The organism is Gemmatimonadota bacterium (assembly GCA_026706345.1).
Lineage (GTDB): Bacteria > JAAXHH01 > JAAXHH01 > JAAXHH01 > JAAXHH01 > JAAXHH01.
Map to the genome: position 1 here is coordinate 732 of JAPOYX010000085.1, position 2,359 is coordinate 3,090.

General features: G+C 64.6%; 2 protein-coding genes. One reads left to right on the top strand and one right to left on the bottom strand.

What is annotated here, in order from left to right:
• Positions 1-861: class I SAM-dependent methyltransferase (locus OXG98_06695; protein ID MCY3771691.1), on the top strand; the 861-nt coding region annotated here is incomplete at its 5' end.
• Positions 862-1,097: 236 nt separating this feature from the next.
• Here the strand turns inward: OXG98_06695 and OXG98_06700 are convergent.
• Positions 1,098-2,359: efflux RND transporter permease subunit (locus tag OXG98_06700; protein ID MCY3771692.1), on the bottom strand; the 1,262-nt coding region annotated here is incomplete at its 5' end.

A 2,359-nucleotide genomic window follows, 5' to 3' on the forward strand; every position in this document is an offset into this window, starting at 1 on the left:
CTGGGCTGGGGCGAATCCCTTCACTTTGTGCCGCTGGTGCCTGGCGAAAGCCTGGAGGACTCCAAGATTCGGCACCAAAGACTCATGATCTCCAAGCTCGAACTGCGGCCGGGCATGACGGTCGTGGATATCGGCTGTGGCATCGGCGGTCCGATGCGACGCGTTGCCCGAGAGGCTGGAGTCCGGGTTGTCGGGATCAACGCCAGTGACGTCCAGTGCAACGATGCGAGGCGATTGAACGCGGCTGCGGGGCTCGCTGACCTGACCGACTGTCTTCGGTGCAGCTTCATGGAAATGAGCGTGATCGCAGACCAGACCTTCGACCGTGGCTACGCGATCGAATCGACCTGCCACGCGGTCGATAAGGTAGGCGCGTTCGCCGAAATCTACCGGGTGCTGAAGCCCGGATCCCTCTTCTGGGGCCAAGAAATGTGCATGACGGACCTGTTCGACCCGGGGAGCGACCGGCACCTCGCCATCAAGCGGGAGCTCATGCACGGCATCGCGCTCAAGGACATTGCTACGTTCGGGGAGGTAAACCGGGCGCTCGCAACCGCAGGATTCGAAGTCGTCGAGAGTGAGGACCTCTCCGCCCACGAGCACCGTCGGGACACGCCGTGGTATCAGCCCATGGAAACCCAGCGCGGGCTGCCCGGCAGCGCTTTCCGCCGGATTCCGATGGGCCGCAAGGCGATGCGGTGGGGAATCCGGATGGCCGAGTGCTTCGGTGTGTTCCCGAGGGGCTCGTCGGAGGTGATCGCGCTTCTGGATCGGACCGCAAACGCCTATGTCGCTGGGGGCAGAGCGGGGATTTTCACGCCCCTCTACTGTTTCGTGGCGCGCCGGCCTCTTCAGGGTTAGCAACCGGTAGCAAGACCCGGGCGGCGTTAGAGCGGCGAAGCATCCCGGCTGAAGGGTGCCGCTGTGCGGCGCTCGGCGTTGCGTTTCGGTCGAAATACACTCGGTATTCCTCTCCCGCGCCGTCCCGACCCGGAAAGCGGGGTCAGCGGGGCGCCTCACTGCTCTCGGCGCTCACCCTGGTTTGACCATCGGCTGTTGGCGCCGAGGCCCCCGGAGGCTTTCGGCTCAAACGTCTGTCAACCGGATCTTTCGCTGGCCAGTTTTCGCCGCATCGACGTGAGCTGCAGGTGAAGCGAGGAAAGCGCGGGCACCAGAAACATGATGATCACCGTAGTGAAGAGGATGCCGCAGCCGATCGAGGCGGAGAAGGGCACAAAGAACTGCGCCTGAATCGCGTCCTCGAGAATCAGAGGGGTGAAGCCCAGGAAGGTCGTCAGGGAAGTCAGCATGATCGGGCGAAAGCGTCCCTTCGCGCCCTCGATGATCGCGGTTCGCGCCGGGATGCCGTCCCTGAGCTTCTGATCGGTGAAATCAATCATCACCAGCGAGTCGTTCACCACCACGCCGGCGAGGCCGAATATCCCGACAAAGGATTCCGCGCTCACGGCCACCCCCAGGACCCAGTGACCCAGGATCACTCCGATGAACCCGAAGGGGATGATGGCCATGACAATGAAAGGTTTGGTATAGGAGCGCAGCGGAATGGCCAAAAGCGCGAAGATCAGGAGCAGCGCGATCGCGAATCCGCGATAGAGACCGCCCAGGGAGTCGAGTTGCTGCTGTTGTTCCCCTCCGAACCTGTACGTGAGTTCCGGGTTCTCGGCGATGAGGCCCGCCAGGATGGTGTTCTCCAGAATGTCGTTGGCGGTTGCGGCGGAAACCACAACGGGATCCACGTCAGCGCTCACCGTGACCACGCGCTGGCCGTCCTGGCGCCGGATGGCCGGCGGCGAGGTGCCCGAACTCAGCGCGGCCACCCGGCCGACCGGCACGTCGGCGCCGGCGGGCGTGTGGAGCCGGTAACCCTCGATGTCGGTAACCGAGTCGCGCTGCTCCTCGGGTAGCCGCACGTAAACGCGAACCTCGTCACGTCCTCGCTGTACCCGGACGGCTTCGGCGCCGAAGAAGGCCGCTCTCGTCTGCCGGGCCAGATCGTCCAGCGTGAGGCCGAGCGTGCGCGCTTCGGGGAGCATTCCCACCTGGATTTCCGGAACCCCGGGAGTGTGGTCCGAGCGGATGTCGAAGACGCCTCCGACTCCGCCGAGGCCGGCGACGGTGGAGTTCGCGATCTCGTTGAGGCGTTCCGGATCCGGGTGAGACAGCGCCGCCTCGACCGGGTTGCCCAGCGTGTAGATCTGGCTGATGTAGGTGATCGCGCGCGCCTGAGGCAGCTCCCCCACCTCCTCGCGCCATGCCTGCACGACGTCTCCCGAAGTGATGCGGCGCTGCTGCGCGCTCAGGAGCTTGAACTCGATGGTGGCGACATTGGCTTCCGGGT